Source organism: Streptomyces sp. NPDC049040, from assembly GCF_043197715.1.
Taxonomy (GTDB): Bacteria; Actinomycetota; Actinomycetes; order Streptomycetales; family Streptomycetaceae; genus Actinacidiphila.
In genome coordinates this window covers 855,286-869,340 of record NZ_JBICTO010000002.1, presented here as the reverse complement: position 1 = coordinate 869,340, position 14,055 = coordinate 855,286, and the positions used below count along the sequence as shown (strand labels likewise).

At 74.1% G+C, this 14,055-nt stretch carries 12 protein-coding genes and 1 riboswitch; of the genes, 3 read left to right on the top strand and 9 right to left on the bottom strand.

The window, feature by feature from the left end; translation table 11 throughout:
* Window positions 1–185: 185 nt before the first annotated feature.
* Window positions 186–1,316, bottom strand: a complete 1,131-nt coding sequence (locus tag ACGFMP_RS08740) for a glycosyltransferase family 4 protein (protein WP_393671188.1) — start codon at window positions 1,314–1,316, stop codon at window positions 186–188.
* Window positions 1,317–1,391: 75 nt separating this feature from the next.
* Between ACGFMP_RS08740 and ACGFMP_RS08735 the strand changes: the two genes are divergently transcribed.
* On the top strand, window positions 1,392–2,648 hold the full coding sequence (locus tag ACGFMP_RS08735) for a glycosyltransferase family 87 protein (protein ID WP_393671186.1): 1,257 nt from the start codon (window positions 1,392–1,394) through the stop codon (window positions 2,646–2,648).
* Window positions 2,649–2,672: 24 nt separating this feature from the next.
* On the opposite strand, the gene ACGFMP_RS08730 is transcribed toward ACGFMP_RS08735, so the two are convergent.
* The 6 genes from ACGFMP_RS08730 to ACGFMP_RS08705 form a co-directional block, all read right to left on the bottom strand.
* The gene (locus tag ACGFMP_RS08730; protein ID WP_393671185.1) at window positions 2,673–3,842 is read right to left on the bottom strand and encodes a M48 family metalloprotease; all 1,170 of its coding nucleotides are present in this window, start codon (window positions 3,840–3,842) and stop codon (window positions 2,673–2,675) included.
* Window positions 3,839–5,104, bottom strand: a complete 1,266-nt coding sequence (locus tag ACGFMP_RS08725; protein ID WP_393671183.1) for a hypothetical protein — start codon at window positions 5,102–5,104, stop codon at window positions 3,839–3,841. The genes ACGFMP_RS08730 and ACGFMP_RS08725 overlap by 4 nt, the downstream gene beginning before the upstream one ends.
* A 60-nt stretch (window positions 5,105–5,164) precedes the next feature.
* The gene (locus tag ACGFMP_RS08720; protein WP_393671182.1) at window positions 5,165–6,226 is read right to left on the bottom strand and encodes an NlpC/P60 family protein; all 1,062 of its coding nucleotides are present in this window, start codon (window positions 6,224–6,226) and stop codon (window positions 5,165–5,167) included.
* A gap of 158 nt (window positions 6,227–6,384) precedes the next feature.
* Entirely contained in the window at window positions 6,385–7,422 is a 1,038-nt protein-coding gene (locus tag ACGFMP_RS08715; RefSeq protein ID WP_393671180.1) for an NlpC/P60 family protein, read from the bottom strand.
* Window positions 7,423–7,776: 354 nt separating this feature from the next.
* Entirely contained in the window at window positions 7,777–9,129 is a 1,353-nt protein-coding gene (locus tag ACGFMP_RS08710) for an NYN domain-containing protein (RefSeq protein ID WP_393671381.1), read from the bottom strand.
* Between the two features lie 200 nt (window positions 9,130–9,329).
* Window positions 9,330–9,626, bottom strand: a complete 297-nt coding sequence (locus ACGFMP_RS08705; protein ID WP_393671179.1) for a hypothetical protein — start codon at window positions 9,624–9,626, stop codon at window positions 9,330–9,332.
* A gap of 117 nt (window positions 9,627–9,743) precedes the next feature.
* On the opposite strand from ACGFMP_RS08705, the gene ACGFMP_RS08700 reads away from it, so the two are divergent.
* Both ACGFMP_RS08700 and ACGFMP_RS08695 read left to right on the top strand, forming a co-directional pair.
* Window positions 9,744–10,523: a rhomboid family intramembrane serine protease gene (locus ACGFMP_RS08700; RefSeq protein WP_393671178.1), complete on the top strand. Its 780-nt coding sequence runs from the start codon at window positions 9,744–9,746 to the stop codon at window positions 10,521–10,523.
* Window positions 10,520–10,801, top strand: coding sequence for an Lrp/AsnC family transcriptional regulator (locus ACGFMP_RS08695; protein WP_393671177.1), 282 nt, complete (start codon window positions 10,520–10,522; stop codon window positions 10,799–10,801). Before ACGFMP_RS08700 ends, ACGFMP_RS08695 begins: the two co-directional genes overlap by 4 nt.
* Window positions 10,802–11,042: 241 nt before the next feature.
* Here ACGFMP_RS08695 and ACGFMP_RS08690 read toward each other — a convergent pair whose 3' ends face one another.
* Entirely contained in the window at window positions 11,043–12,434 is a 1,392-nt protein-coding gene (locus tag ACGFMP_RS08690) for an aminotransferase class V-fold PLP-dependent enzyme (protein WP_393671175.1), read from the bottom strand.
* A gap of 174 nt (window positions 12,435–12,608) precedes the next feature.
* A riboswitch (SAM riboswitch) is annotated at window positions 12,609–12,725 on the bottom strand.
* Window positions 12,726–12,799: 74 nt separating this feature from the next.
* The gene (trpD, locus tag ACGFMP_RS08685) at window positions 12,800–13,864 is read right to left on the bottom strand and encodes an anthranilate phosphoribosyltransferase (RefSeq protein ID WP_393671174.1); all 1,065 of its coding nucleotides are present in this window, start codon (window positions 13,862–13,864) and stop codon (window positions 12,800–12,802) included.
* Between the last annotated feature and the right edge of the window lie 191 nt (window positions 13,865–14,055).

Below are 14,055 nucleotides of genomic sequence, written 5' to 3'. Positions count from 1 at the left end.
GCGGCGGACCGCTGTCGGAGGCGTCCGCGGCCCGTGCCCGTACGACCGCACCCAGAGTCCTGCGCAGGACCGCGCGCCCGCGCCCCGCGACGCCCGCACCTCAGGACGGATCGGGCCTCAGAGCAGGTCGCGCCTCAGAGCAGGTCGGGCCTCAGGACAGGTCGCGCCTCAGGACAGGTCGCGCCTCAGAGCAGGTCGCGCAGCCGCTGGGCCAGCAGGTCCCAGCGCCAGGACTCCTCCACCCAGGCCCGCCCCCGCTCGCCCATCCGGCGGCGCAGGTCGGGGTCGCGCAGCAGGGTGAGGATGCGCTCGGCGGACTGCTCGGGAGACCCGCCGCGTACGACCCAGCCGGTCTCGCCGTCGAGGACCGCGTCGGGGGCGCCGCCCGAGTCACCCGCGACGACCGGCAGACCGGTGGCCGAGGCCTCCAGGTAGACGATGCCGAGGCCCTCGACATCCAGGCCGCCGCGGCGGGTCCTGCACGGCATCGCGAAGACGTCGCCCGCGCCGAAGTGGGCGGCCAGTTCCCCCTCGGGAACCGGCCCGGTGAAACGGACGGCGCCCGCGACACCGGTGCGCTCGGCGAGCGCCTCGAGCTCGCTGCGGTACGGGCCGCCGCCGACGATCAGCAGCGCGGTGTCCGGCTTCTCGCGCAGGATCCGCGGCATCGCCAGGATCAGCGTGTCCTGGCCCTTGCGCGGCACCAGCCGCGACACGCACACCACGACCGGCCGGTCGGCGAGCCCCAGCCGGGCCCTGACGACCGCGCCGCCAGAACCGGGGTGGAAGGTCTTCTCGTCGACCCCCGGCGGCAGCCGCACCATCCGCTCGGCGGCCCGCTCGGTCAGCGCGGAGGCGATACGGGAACGCGTGTAGTCCCCCAGGTAGGTGAGGGTGTCGGTGCCCTCGCCGATCCTGCGCAGCAGCCCGCGGCTCGCCGGCAGCTGCGCCCAGGCCGCCTCATGGCCGTGGGTGGTGCCGACGATGCGCGACGCCCCCGCCTTGCGCAGCGCCGGGGCCATCAGGGCCAGCGGCGCCGCCGCCCCGAACCACACCGACGAGCAGCCGTGCTGCCGCAGCAGCCCCACCGCGGTGCGGGTGACCCTGGGCGTCGGCAGCAGCATCTTCGTCCGGTCCCTGACCACCGGGAAGGGCTGCTCGGCGTCGAAGGACGCCACCTCGGTGCCGTCCTTCCACGTCGAGGCGTAGACGACGACCCGCTCGGGGTCGAGACGTCGCGCCATGCTGTGCACGAAGGACTGGATACCGCCCTGGCGCGGCGGGAAGTCATTGGTGACGATCAAGGTCTTTTCCATCCCCGCCGAGATTACTCCGGCGCCGCGGGCCGCCGCGCGCGTCCCTCCCGGTGGCCGGCGGTCACGGGCCGCAAGATGCATGACGTGAGATATCCGCACATCAGCGGTCCGGTGCCGGTGGTCGTCTGCTGGGTGCTCAGCCGTGCCGCGCTGCTGCTGTTCGTCTTCGAGCTGGCCGACTTCCCCGGCCAGTCCGTGGTCTACGACGTGGCCGTGGTCTACCGGGACTGGTATCCGACGCTGCTGCACGGGGCATTCCCCGCGCATGACGTGACCTGGCAGTATCCGCCGGGGGCCGCGGCCGTGCTGGTTGCGCCGGGCGCGGTGCCGCATCTCGGCTACACCGCGGCCTTCTTCTGGCTGGCCTTCCTCGCCGACGCCGCGGTCTTCGCCGCACTGCTGCGCGACGCACACCGCAGGTCCTGGCGGCTCGACGGGGCGTGGGTGTGGGTCGCGGGCATCGCGCTGCTCGGGCCGATCGTCTACGCGCGCTACGACGTGACGGCCACCGCGTTCGGCGTCGCCGCGCTGCTCGCGCTGCGGCGGCGCCCCGCGCTCGGCGGCCTGCTGGCCGGGGCCGGGGCGCTCGTCAAGGTGTGGCCGATCCTGCTGCTGCTCGGCACCGCGCCGGGACGCGCCACCCGCCGCGCCTGGACGTCTGCCGCCGCAACGGCCGGCTTCGTCTGCCTGCTCTGCTACGCCACGATGCGGGGCGCCTTCTCCTTCCTTGTCGCACAGCGCGACCGCGGAACCGAGATCGAGTCGCTCGGCGGCCTGGTCCTGCACCTGGCAAGGCACGCCGGCTGGCACGGCCGCACCGTGCTCCGCTACGGCTCGATCGAATTCCTCGGCCCGCACGTGCGGCTGGTCGGCGACGCGGCGCTCGCGCTCAGCGTGCTGGCATTGTGCTGGCTGCTGCTCTGGCGGCTGCGGGCGCGGGTCTTCACGGCGGCGACACCGTACGACGCCGGATTCGCCGCCGTCCTGGCGTTCACCACCACGAGCCGGGTGATCAGCCCGCAGTACCTGGTGTGGCTGGTCGGCGTGGGCGCGGTCTGCGTCACCCTGCGGGAGAGCGTGATGCGGCTGCCGGTCCTCCTGCTGATCCCCGCGGTGCTGCTGACGACGCTGGAATTCCCGGTGTTCTTCCCGCACGTGGTCCGCAGCGACCTGCCGGGCGTCGCCCTGATCCTCGCCCGCAACGCCCTGCTGGCCTCCGCCACGCTCATCGCCTCCCGCCGCCTCTGGCGTGCGGCCCGCCCCCTGCCGCCTGCCGCACCGCCGGAGGTGCCGAGCGCCCGGAGCCTGACCCGCGGTTCCCCGCGGGCCTGACCCTGCCCGCGGCCCCCCGGGCGGTCACTCGGGCGCGGGCGCCGGGACCTCGGCCCTGGCGAGGGCGATGCGGGCGGACGGTGTCGGGTGGGTGCCGAAGAGGAGGTGGAGGGCACGGGGCGGGGTCGGCTCGCCGACGTTCGCCACGGTGAGCCGCCGCTGCATGGCGATGAACTGCGCCGGATCCGCCGTGACGCGCAGCGCATGCCGGTCGGCACGGACCTCGACGCGCCTGCTGACCGCGCAGCCGACCGGGCCGGCCAGCGCGGAGCCCACCGCGGCGACCGCGGCGAGCAGCCACGCCGAACGCGGGTCCGCGAAGCCGTCGGCGCCCGCCAGGTCGAGCAGCGCCGGCCGGCTGACGACCGCGGCCAGCACGCACACCCCGGCCGCGGCGCCCACCGCCCCGAGCGCGGTGCCGCGCGCCACGTCGCGGTGCACGACGTGGCCGAGTTCGTGGGCGACCACCAACTCCACCTCCCTCGGCTCCGCCGTGCTCAGCAGCGTGTCGTGGACGACGATCCGCCGGGTCCTGCCGAAGCCGGAGACGTAGGCGTTCAGCGCCGTGGTGCGCCGCGACGCGTCGGCCACCAGGACGTCCCTCACCCTCACACCGTCGCGCGCGGCCAGGGCGAGCACGGCGTCGCGCAGCGGGCCCGCGGCCATCGGCGTGAAGCGGTTGAAGAGCGGCTCGAAGACCACCGGCGCGGCCCAGGACAGCGCGACCGTGACGGCCGCGGCGCCGAGCGCGGACCACGCCCACCACCAGCGGGTGGCACCGGCCAGGGCGTAGACCGCGAAGAGGGCGCCGCCGACCAGCGGCAGCGAGATCAGCAGGCCGCGCAGCACGTCCACCGCCCAGCCGCCCCAGCCCTGGGTCACCAGGCCGAAGCGGGCCCGCACGACCCGGGCGCGGGCCCCGAAGGGCAGCGACAGCAGCTGCGGCAGCAGCACCAGGGTGACGGCGGCGCCGGCGACCCGCGCGGCCCACGCACCGCCGAAGGCCCCGACGAGGCCGGCGCCCGCGGGCGTCAGGCCGAGGGCGAGCAGCAGCGCGAGTCCCGCGGCCCGGCCGGCGAGTGCGACCGGCCAGACGCCCTGCCGCAGCGCCCGCGCCCTGGCGATCTGCTCCGCGGTGAAGTCGCCTTCGCCTTCGCCTTCGCCGTCCCGCTCGCCGTCCGGCCGCCCTGTCATCCCAGCTCCTGCCGTACGTAGGTGCGCCAGCGCGCGGTGAAGGCGGCGGACGACAGGTGCAGTTGCCCGCGGAGCACCGAGTCCAGGCTCGCATCGGTGCCGGCGGCGCGGTAGAGGGCGGTCAGCCGGTCGGGCGACCACTGGTCGGCGACCATCCGGCCGGCGAGCCAGCCGCCTTCGTATGCCTGCGCGAGACCGCTGGAGGTGGGCCGGAAGTCCGCCGCCGTGGGGAGGGCCGCGGGGATGTCGCCCGCCCGGACGTCCTTGGCCAGCTCCGGGGCGATCTCGGGGGCGGTGCGGCCGGAGTCGCGGTAGGCGACCCAGTCGGCGAAGCCTTCGGAGAGCCACAGCGGGGTGTGCGTGGTGGTGGCGAGCCTGGTGGCGACGTGCGTGGTCTCGTGGGTGAGCACCACCTGCCGCCCGAAGGGCGACAGTTCACCGAAGGCCGCCGGGTTGACGATCACCCGGTCCGCCGGGGCTTGCGCACTGCCGCCCAGCTCCCCGGTGGTGACGGCGGCGATGCCCTGGTAGTCGGCGGGGTTCGCGGCGAGCAGCGCGCCGAGCTGGTCGAGGGTCCGCGGCGCCTCGATGACGACGGTGCCGGGCCAGCCGGCCCGGCCCCAGGCGTGCTGCACCTGCGGCACCGCCTGGTCGGCGTCGGCCGCGTAGCCGCGCAGCGTCGCGGTGTCGCCGAGGCCGAGCACCAGGCTGTGCGTCCCGCGCACCACGGTGACCTTGCCCTGGTCCCACAGCTGTACGGCGCTGCGCCGGCCCGCGGAGGCCCCGTCGTCGTCGGCGGCGAGATACCAGTGCCCGGCGCGCCGGGTGAGGGTCAGATAGGACGTGGAGACCACCGGCTGCGCGTCGTAGCCGCTGAGCCGGTAGCGCAGCTGGACCTCGGCGGCGGTCCTGCGGGTGCCGTCGGCGGCGGCCTCTGGTGGCAGCGGGAAGGCGTCGGTGCGGACCAGCCGGTAGGACCAGTCGGCGAGCGGCACCTGCGCGAGGTTGCCGAACATCCGGCGCTGGGCGGCCAGGAAGCGGGTGGAGCGCGGGTCGATCCCGGCGAGGAAGGCCTGCTCGTCGTGCCCGCGCACCGCCGCCGCGTGCGTGTCGAGCAGGTGCTGCACCGCGGGGTCGGCGGTGGCGGGCGCGGGCTTGTGCGGCGCTCCCCCGCAGCCGGTCAGCACGACGAGCAGCCCGATCAGGGCGGCGAGGGCGGGCACGACGCCTGCCGTCGGGCGTCGTGGGTGCACCGCGGTCATGGGGCCGATCGTACGGCCCCGCGCCCGGCAGGCGTCGGCGGGTGATCCGCACCCGCGGCGCTACGGCCGGGTGACCGCCGTGATCGGCATCATGCCCACCGGGTCGTAGCGGACCCGGGCGCCCGGGTAGGGGGCGTGGATGACGCGGCCGCCGCCGACGTACATGGCGACATGGCTGGCGTCGCCGCGGTAGATCACCAGGTCGCCCGGGCGGGCCTGGTCCAGCGGTACCCGCTCGCCGGCCTTCATCTGCTCCTGGGACGTACGCGGCAGCGCGACCCCCGCCCGGCCGTAGGCGTACTGCATCAGGCCGGAGCAGTCGAAGGAGTTCGGCCCCGTGGCGCCCCACACATACGGCGAACCGAGGGCCTGGCGGGCGGCCGCGACCGCGAGGGCGGCGCGGCCCGAGGCGGCGGGCAGCGCGGGGAGGTCGGCGAGGTCGGGGATCACGAGGCGGTCGCGGGAGGCGCGGTCGCCCATGCCGGGGGCGAAGCGGGCCTGCTCGGCGGGCGGCAGGGTGTGCAGCACCTGCTGGGCGGCGGCGAGCGCCTGCTGTACGGAGGCCTTGCGCCGCCGCAGCTCGGCGCTGGTCTGGTTCAGCTCGGCGAGCTTGCCCGCCGCCTCGTCGCGCTGCCCGCGCAGCGCCCTCTCGGCGTCCTGGAGTTCGCGCAGCTGCCCGGCCTGGAGCGCGCCGAACCGGTCCAGGGTGGCGGCCCGGTCGAGGGAGCTCTCTGGGTCGTCGGAGAGCAGGAGGGCGAGCGAGGGGTCGAGGGCGCCGCCGCGGTACTGCTCCGCGGCCAGCGAGCCGAGTCCGTCGCGCAGTTCGTTGACGCGCTGCTGGCCCTGGGCGGCCCGGTCCTGGAGGGTGGCGAGGTCGGCGCGCAGCCGCTTGGTGCGCTCCTGGACGGCGTCGTACTTCTCGGTGGCCTGCTCGGCCTGCTGGTAGAGCCGGTCGAGCCGGCTCGCGGTGTCCTGGCCCGCGGTGCCCGGCTGGTCGGCCACCGCGATCTGGGCGGTGCCGCCGGACAGCGCGGCGGTGGCCGCGGCCGCCGCGGACAGCACGGTGACCCGGGTGGTGCGGACGGCCAGGCCCGGCTGCGGTGCACGTCGATGGGATGCCACAGCAGCCGACAGTAGCCAGCCGGACACTGTCAGTACAAAGTCGCCGCGATCCGTACGCTTGACCGGTCGGCACTCAGCCGCAGGTCACACGGCCGGCAGCGGCAGCCGGGAGCCCGCGGCACCACCCGAACGCCGTAGCGGCGGAGGGTTGCCGGAGGTCAGATGCGGACGCCGAACTGGAAGGGCATGTCGCTGATCGCCTCGTAGCGGACCACGGTGCCGGGCTTCGGGGCGTGCAGCACCATGCCGTCGCCCGCGTACAGGCCCACATGGTGGTGGTCGCCGTAGAAGATGACCAGGTCGCCGACCGCGAGCTGCGACTGCGAGTAGATCCGGGTGCCGGCGTTGGCCTGCTCGGCCGCGGTCCTGGGGATGGTGACCCCGGCCTGGCGGTAGGCCCAGGAGGTGAGCCCGGAGCAGTCGAAGGTGTTGGGGCCCGAGGCGCCGTAGACGTACGACTTGCCCTTCTTGCTCTGCGCGTACGCGTAGGCCGCGGCGGCACGTCCGCTTGCGGCCTTGCCGCCGAGCGGGGCTCGCCCGGTGGAGCGGTTGGCGCGGGCGTCGTCCTGGGATATCTGGGCGCGCTGCGCGGCGGTGAGCGAGTTCAGGATCGCCTGCGCCTGGGAGAGCTTGTTCTTGGCCTCGGTCTTGCGGTTGCCCAACTCGGTCCTGGTGGATTCGAGTTCGGTGAGCTTCGCGGTGGCCTGGGCGCGCTCCTGGTCCAGGGTGCGCTTGGCGTCCTGGAGTTGCTGGAGCGCGCTGCTCTGGATCGAGCTGACCTGGTCGAGCGCGGAGGCCTGGTCCAGGTAGGTGTCCGGGTTGGACGACAGGAACAGCTGGAGCGACGGGTCGATTCCGCCGGTCCTGTACTGGGAGGCCGCGATGCTCCCCAGGCTGTCCCGCAGGGTGTTCAGGTGCGCCTGCTGCCGCGCCACCTGGTCCTGGAGGGTGCCCGCTTCGGTCTGGAGCGACTTCAGCTTCTCGTTGGCCGCGTCGTACTTCTCGGTGGCCTGCTCCGCCTGCGTGTAGAGCGCGTCCACCTGGGCCTTGGCGTCCTTGACCGAGGTGGGCTTGCTGGGCTTGGCGGGGGCGGCGTTGGCCGCCTGGGCGGAGAGCGCTACCGCGGCTGCGGCGGTCGCGGTGAGCACGGTCACGCGCGTGCGGCTTGCCGGCTTGGGACGACGGTGGGACGCCACGAAGGCGAGCTCCTTCTTCCTTCAGCCGCCTACCGGTTGACCACTGGCGGGCGGCCCCCGACGCGCCATCCGGATTGGATGATCGACTGCGCGGAGGTTCGAGGTCTGACCCTAGTGACCCTTCTGTGATCGGTTCAAATCCCTGAAGGCAAAATCTCGACCGGTTCGCGTTTTCTTTACAGATCTCATACGGACAGCGATGACCGATCGACACTGCGTGCACACTGGTGCGCTAGTGAACACTCCCGCGGGTTCGAACAGCGGAAGAGGCCATGCGGTGATGGACGGTCCGGCCGTCGCGCACGACCGGCGAGGCGGTCCGAGGGGCCGGTCGCAAGCGGGCCGGGAGCGGGCTCAGACCCGTGCGAGCCGGCGCAGCAGCAGCGTCGAGGCGACCGGGCGGGCACCGGCCTTGGCGACCCCGTCGGCGACCTCGCGGTCCGCGGAGACCACCACGATCTGCCGCCCTGGCGGCTCCGCCCGCACCAGCCGCCTGATCAACTCGTCAGCGGTCTCACCGGCCTTGCTGAACAGCACCCGCACCCCGCGCGGCGGCGCCAGCAGCACCGGCATGTCCAGGTCTGCGCCGTCGAAGACGCAGGTCACCTCGGCCCCGCTCTGCGCGGCGAGCGCCGCGAGACCGCCGAGCAGCCGCAGCCGCTGCTTCTCCAACGGCAGCGAGGGGTAACCGGTCTTGGTGACGTTGTAGCCGTCGACCACCAGATGGGCCTGCGGCAGCGCGAGCATCTGGTCGAGCAGCGCGGGGTCGGTCTCCGACAGGGCGCGGGTGGCGATGTCCCGGGCGCTGAAGGCACCGGGCGCCACCGCGTCGACGGTGTCCGCGGGGCGCACCGCCATGGTGTCCCGCGGCGGCAGGGCGAGTTCGCGGCGCAGCCCCGAGGCCGCGTCGAGCACCGTGTCCAGCAGCAGCCGCAGCCGTACGTCCTCGATGCTGCGCCCCTCGCGGGCGGCCTTGCGGCCGGTCTCGATGACCGCCTCGGCTTCCGCGAGCCGGGTACGCAGCCGCCGCGCCTCGCTGTCGGCCGCCGCCTTGTCATGCGCGGCGGCGGACCGCAACTCGTCCACCTCCGCCTGCAGTCTGCGCTGAGCGGCCTCGGCCCGCTTGACGTCGCTCAGTGCGCTGCGCAGCTTGCGGTGCAGCGCGTCGCCCTCCTTGCGGACCGCCTCGATCTCGGCCCTCGCCCTGACCGCGTCCGCCCTGCCGTGCTCGTGCAGCGCCTCGACCTCGGCACGCAGGGAGGCCAGTTCGCGCAGTGCCTCCTCGTCGGCCCGCTCGGCGTCCGCCCGCTGGGCCTCCTCGCCCGCGGTCGCCACCAGCTTCGCCCAGCCCGCCGGGCGCAGCAGGTACGCGGCGGCCGCCACGTCCAGCGGGTCGGCGGCCGGCGGCGGGGTGCCGCCCTCCAGCGCCCCCGCCAGCTCGGCCTGCGACTCTCGCAGCCGGCCGGCGACCTTCTTCCGGAAAGCGGGGTCGTGCTCAAGGGCGGCGGCCAGCGCCGTCCCTGCGTACTTCACCCGCCGGCTGGGCGTGAATCGGGCGTAGGGGCGCAGCGAGACCGGCAGTTCCTGGTACGTGAAGCCGCCGAAGGCCTCCGCGGCGATGGCGACCACCCGGTGGCGTACCCCCTCGGGCAGCGGCCGGTCGAGCGCGGGCTCGGCGCCACCGGCCTGCTCGGCGGTTTCGCCCAGGTCAGCCGGGGCGCCGGGGTCGGCGGACCCGGCCGGTACGGGCGGTCCGGCGGACTCCGCCGCGGCACCGCTCGCCCCGGCATGCGGAAAACCGCCGATACCGTCCACCAGTCACTCCCGTCCGGTTCCTCGGCGTCCTCCCGGCCCCCTTCGATCCTCCGGCCCGCCGCCCTGCTGCTTCCATTGTCCCCGCCGGCGGCTCAGCCCGACGCGGAACCGCTCCCGGCGGCACTTTCCGTACTGCTGTTCCCGTCATCCGCCGCCCCCGCGCCCGGGCGGTCCACCAGCTCGATCCGGTCCACCGCGTTGCACCAGCGGCAGCGCACCGACTCCAGGGTCTCGGCCAGCACCTCGGTCTCCTCGACCGACGGCTCACCGCCGAGGTCCAGATGCACGTACTCCACCACCCGCGAGGAGCGGGTCACGTCGAAACGGGTCAGGTTTCCGCACAGAGTGCAGCGCCACCGCGTCGTCGCGGTCGGCAGGGGAACCGGCATGGCAGGTACCTCTTCCTCTGGGGAGCGTGCGTCCCGGTCACCCTAAGGCCTCGGAGGTACGGAGCGCTGCGGCGAGGCGGCCTATGTCCGTCATGACCACTACGTCATGATCGGTGCATGGTCATCCCGGTGTACGACACGAACCCGGTCCGCCGTACGCCGGTCGTCACCTACGGGCTGATCGCCGCGTGCACCGCCGTCTTCCTGCTCGGCCCGCTGTCCGGCTTCACCCCCGTCTACGGCACCGGGCACCGGCTGCTCTGCGAGCAGGCGCTCTACTTCGACCGCTGGGGCGTCATCCCCGCCGAACTCTTCCACGGCCGGCTGCCCGCGGCCGGCCTCGGACTGCCCGCCGGCTGCGGCGCCCCGCCCGACTACGCCAAGGCGCCCTTCCTGTCCGTCTTCACCTCGATGTTCCTGCACGGCAGTTGGCTGCACCTGATCGGCAACATGCTCTTCCTCTACGTCTTCGGCGACAACGTCGAGAACCGCATGGGCCGGCTGCGCTTCGCGCTCTTCTACCTGGCAGCGGGCTGCCTGGCCACCTACGGCTTCGCCCTCGCCCACGCCGACGACACGCAGAGCCTGGTCGGGGCGTCGGGAGCGATCTCCGGGGCACTCGGCGCCTACCTCTACCTCTATCCCAAGGCCCGGGTGACCAGCCTCTTCCCCTTCCTCTTCTTCGTCCCGCTGCGCTTCCCGGCCTGGATGGTGCTCGGCTTCTGGTTCGTCCTGCAGTGGTTCGCGGCACAGACCGCGGCGGGCGGCCCCGGGGTGGCCTACCTGGCCCACGTGGTGGGCTTCGCCTTCGGCTTCTGCTGGGCGTGGGCCTGCCACCGGCCCCGGTCTAAGCTGGGCGTCGTTGCCGGGACCACCCAAGGAGACGTTCAGTCGTGATCACCGCGATCGTGCTCATCAAGACCACCGTGGATCGGATCCCCGAGATCGCCGAGGAGATCGCCGCGCTGGACAGCGTCAGTGAGGTGTACTCGGTGACCGGTACGTACGATCTGATCGCGCTGGTGCGGGTGGCCCGGCATGACGACCTGGCGGACATCATCCCGGGGCGGATCAGCAAGATCCCCGGGGTGCAGGTCACCGACACGCATGTCGCGTTCCGCACGTATTCGCAGCATGACCTGGAGGCCGCGTTCGCGATCGGGCTCGACTCCTAGCCACTCCCCCCGGGGGCGTTGACCTGCGCGGGCGCCCCCCACGCACCGTCGCGTCACGACGACCAGCCCCCACCGGGGCGCGGGTTGTCACCGGCCCGAGGGGGCTGATCGGTCTGATCCGGACCGACCGGCCGGTGGTCGGTTGCCCGCGCCGTTCCCCGCGCCCCTGTATGGCGACGTCCGCGGCATCCGCCCCCAGCCCGCGGCAGGGGGGCGCCGGGGGACGCGTGCGTCCCGGGTCCTAGGCGGAAGGGGAGGGCACGCAGCGGCCGTTTTCCGTGTGGTAGGTCCATGAGGCGCCCTCACGGACGAGTGTGCCGAGGGCGCGGACGAAGCGCAGGACGTGCTCGGGCGGGGTGCCGACGCCGAAGCTGACCCGGACCGCGTTGAAGGACAGCTCCTCGGGGGAGCCGCAGGCCCCGGGGTCCTCGGGTTCACCGCCGAGCAGGTGCCGCACCAGCGGGTGGGCGCAGAAGAGTCCGTCCCGCACCCCGATGCCGTATTCCGCGGAGAGCGCCGCGGCGAGGTGCGAGCTGTTCCAGCCCTGGACGACGAAGCTCAGCACGCCGACCCGGTCGGCGTCCGCGCCGAAAAGCGATAGCACCCGCACCTCGGGGATCGCGGCGAGCCCGTCCCGCAGCAGGGCGAGCAGCCGCTCCTCGTGCTCGACCAGCCGGTCGAACCCGGCCTCGGTCAGTGCCTTGCAGGCCGCCGCGACGGCGTACGCCCCGATGACGTTGGGCGATCCGGCCTCGTGCCTGGCGGCGGCCCCCTGCTGCCACTCGGCGTCGACCTGCCCGTCGGGGCGCCGGACCACCGAGCGGGTGGCGCCGCCGCCCGCGAGGTAGGGCTCGGCGTCGCGCAGCCAGTCCGCCCGCCCGGCGAGCACCCCGGCACCGAAGGGCGCGTAGAGCTTGTGGCCGGAGAAGGCGACCCAGTCGACGTCGAGTTCCGCGATGTCCACCGGGCGGTGCGGGGCGAGCTGTGCGGCGTCCAGCACGATGCGGGCACCGTGCCGGTGCGCGGCGGCGGCCAGCCGGCGTACCGGCCACAGCTCGCCGGTGACGTTGGACGCTCCGGTGACGCACACCAGCTTGGGCCCCTTGGGCGCCCCGTGCAGTGCCACGTCGAGGGCGGCGACCGCCTGCTCCGGGGTGTGCGGCGCGGGCAGGAAGGTGACCTGGGCGTCCCGCGCCCGCTGCCAGGGCAGCAGCGCCGCGTGGTGCTCGGTCTCGAAGACGAAGACCTGGGTACCGGCCGGCAGGGCCGCGGCCAGCAGGTTCAGCGAGTCGGTGGTGGACCGGGTGAAGACGACCTCGTCGGTGGGTCGACAGCCGAGGAAGCCGGCGACGGTGGCCCGGCTCTGCTCGAAGAGTTCGGTGGACAGCTGGGAGAGGTAGCCGGCGCCGCGGTGCACGCTGCCGTAGTAGGGGGCGTACGCGGCCACGTCGTCCCACACCCGCTGGAGCGCGGGGGCGCTGGCGGCGTAGTCGAGGGCGGCGTAGGTGACTTCGCCGCCGGTCACCAGCGGCACGGACACGTCCCGGCCGAGCACGGGCAGCGGCGCGGCGGCCGGCTCGGGGCTTGCGGCGGCATCGGAGGGGGCGACGGGGGTGGTCACGGAAAAGGTCATGGCAGGCTCCTGGCAGCAGGAAGGCACGTGACAGCGCCGCGCGCCTGGCGAGGCGCTACGCGACGGTCGGACGGCAGCGGGCGGACGAGGGACCGGTGCACTGCGGCACCGCGGTATGGCGGAACCGGGGCCGAAAGGCCCTATCGCATTCGCTTGCGCATGAAAGAACTCCCGTTGTCCGGCTTGCTGCGAGCCTCGCTGCCCACAGCCCGGTCATCACCCGGGGCACCCCGCCTCGGACGGAGGGTTGCCGGACAGCGAGCCGGGGCCTTTGCGCTGTCACTCGTGACCTGGAAGGGATTCTGCCACAGGACGCCGTACGCGCAAGGCGCCGTCCGAGGTTCGGACGGCGCCTTGCGGTGCGGTCAGGCGTTGGTGGCCGCGGCCCAGCGTTCGAGCGCCGCGGCGGCGGCGCCTGAGTCGAGGGACCGCGCCGCGGTGGCCACTCCCGCGGCCAGCTGCTCCTCGAGCGTGCCGGTGCCCGGGTCCAGGGCGACCAGCGCGGCCGCCGAGTTGAGCAGCACCGCGTCCCGTACGGGCCCGGTCTCGCCGGCCAGCAGCCGCCGTGCGACGTCGGCGTTGTAGGACGGGTCGCCGCCGCGCAGCGCCTCGATGGGCACCAGGTCGATCCCGATGTCGCGCGGGTCGAAGGAGTGCTGGGTGACCTTGCCGTCACGGACCACCCACACCTGCGAGGGGGCGGTCGTGGTCAGCTCGTCCAGGCCGTCGTCGCCGCGGAAGACCAGGGCGGACGAGCCGCGTTCCGCCAGCACCCCGGCCATGATCGCGGCCATCCGCAGGTCGGCGACCCCGGTGGCCTGCGCGCGCACCCGGGCCGGGTTGGTCAGCGGGCCGAGGAAGTTGAAGGTGGTGGCGACCCCCAACTCGGCCCGCGCGGTGGCGACATGGCGCAGCGCCGGGTGGAATCGCACCGCGAAGCAGAAGGTGATGCCCGCCTCCTCCGCGACCTCGACGACCCGCTCGGGGGTCAGGTCCAGGTTCACCCCGAGCTGCCCGAGCACGTCGCTGGCACCGCTGGCGGAGGACGCGGCCCTGTTGCCGTGCTTGACGACCTTCGCACCGGTGCCGGCGACCACTATCGCCGACATGGTGGAGATGTTGACCGTCTTGGCCCGGTCGCCACCGGTGCCGACGATGTCCACGGTGGGCCCCGGCACGGTGATGGTCCTGGCGTGCGAGTACATCGCCCGCACCATGCCGGTGACTTCCTCGACGGTCTCGCCCTTGGCCCGCAGCGCCACCGCGAACCCGGCGATCTGCACGTCGGTCGCGGTACCGCGCATCACGGCGTCCATCGCCCAGGCCGTGTCGTCGGCCTCCAGGTCCCGCCCCGCGATCAGCGTGGACAGTACGTCGGGCCACGTCCGCAGTGCCCCGGTCTCGTCACCTGCCGGGTTCACAACGCTCATGGTCCACACTCCTGGTGGTGTAAGGGTCTCTGCGGCCCCAGCCTAGCGGCGCGGAGCGCCCCGTAGGGGCGTGGGGAACCTGGTGACCCGGTCCGCCGCGGGCGGCCGGTCGGGCCACGCCGGAAGGGCGGTATCAGGCCGGGAAAGCGCCAGGGCCGGCCGGACACCCGGTGAGGGGTGACCGACCGGCC

What these genes read in the sequence shown, in the direction of transcription:
- ACGFMP_RS08730 (WP_393671185.1), bottom strand. Translation starts at nt 3,842, where the DNA reads ATGACAGGGCGGCCGGACGGCGAGCGGGACGGCGAAGGCGAAGGCGAA.
- ACGFMP_RS08705 (WP_393671179.1), bottom strand. Translation starts at nt 9,626, where the DNA reads ATGCCGGTTCCCCTGCCGACCGCGACGACGCGGTGGCGCTGCACTCTG.
- ACGFMP_RS08740 (WP_393671188.1), bottom strand. Translation starts at nt 1,316, where the DNA reads ATGGAAAAGACCTTGATCGTCACCAATGACTTCCCGCCGCGCCAGGGC.
- ACGFMP_RS08725 (WP_393671183.1), bottom strand. Translation starts at nt 5,104, where the DNA reads ATGACCGCGGTGCACCCACGACGCCCGACGGCAGGCGTCGTGCCCGCC.
- trpD (WP_393671174.1), bottom strand. Translation starts at nt 13,864, where the DNA reads ATGAGCGTTGTGAACCCGGCAGGTGACGAGACCGGGGCACTGCGGACG.
- ACGFMP_RS08700 (WP_393671178.1), top strand. Translation starts at nt 9,744, where the DNA reads ATGGTCATCCCGGTGTACGACACGAACCCGGTCCGCCGTACGCCGGTC.
- ACGFMP_RS08735 (WP_393671186.1), top strand. Translation starts at nt 1,392, where the DNA reads ATGCATGACGTGAGATATCCGCACATCAGCGGTCCGGTGCCGGTGGTC.
- ACGFMP_RS08690 (WP_393671175.1), bottom strand. Translation starts at nt 12,434, where the DNA reads ATGACCTTTTCCGTGACCACCCCCGTCGCCCCCTCCGATGCCGCCGCA.